Below are 553 nucleotides of genomic sequence, written 5' to 3' on the forward strand. Positions count from 1 at the left end.
CTGGGCCTATGTCGGCGGCGAGCGCATCAAGCTTCAGGTTGCCCATACCAAGCTGTCGCACAGCCGGGCATTTTTGGTGCGGGCTTATCTGCTGCAAACGCATGAGATGCTGTTTGATGCCCACTGGCATGCATTCCGCGTCTTCGAGGGCGTCCCCGGGCGTGGCATCTATGATAACATGAAGACCGCGGTCGACCGGGTTGGCGTCGGCAAACAGCGTGATGTGAATGCGCGGTTCCTGGCCATGACCAGCCACTACGTCTTCGATCCCGAGTTCTGCAATCCGGCGGCGGGCTGGGAGAAGGGTCAGGTTGAGAAGAGCGTGCGTGATGCCCGACATCGCCTATGGCAGGTCGCTCCTGTCTTCCCAGACCTTGCTGCACTGAATGAATGGCTGGAAGATCGTTGCAAGCTGCTGTGGGCGGAGACGGTGCGGATTTCAAAAATACCGGACAGCGATTACGCTAATTCCCGGACAGCCGTTTCAGTAATTCCCGGACAGCTCGGGCACGGCTGATCATCTGCCTGCGATCATGTTTCGGTTCGGATAGTT

At 58.2% G+C, this 553-nt stretch carries 1 pseudogene; it reads left to right on the forward strand.

The window, feature by feature from the left end:
* Positions 1–451, forward strand: a pseudogene (istA, locus tag DQ230_RS16965) (IS21 family transposase); the annotation flags it as partial.
* Positions 452–553: the final 102 nt, after the last annotated feature.

Source organism: Roseovarius dicentrarchi, from assembly GCF_003316635.1.
Taxonomy (GTDB): domain Bacteria; phylum Pseudomonadota; class Alphaproteobacteria; order Rhodobacterales; family Rhodobacteraceae; genus Roseovarius; species Roseovarius dicentrarchi.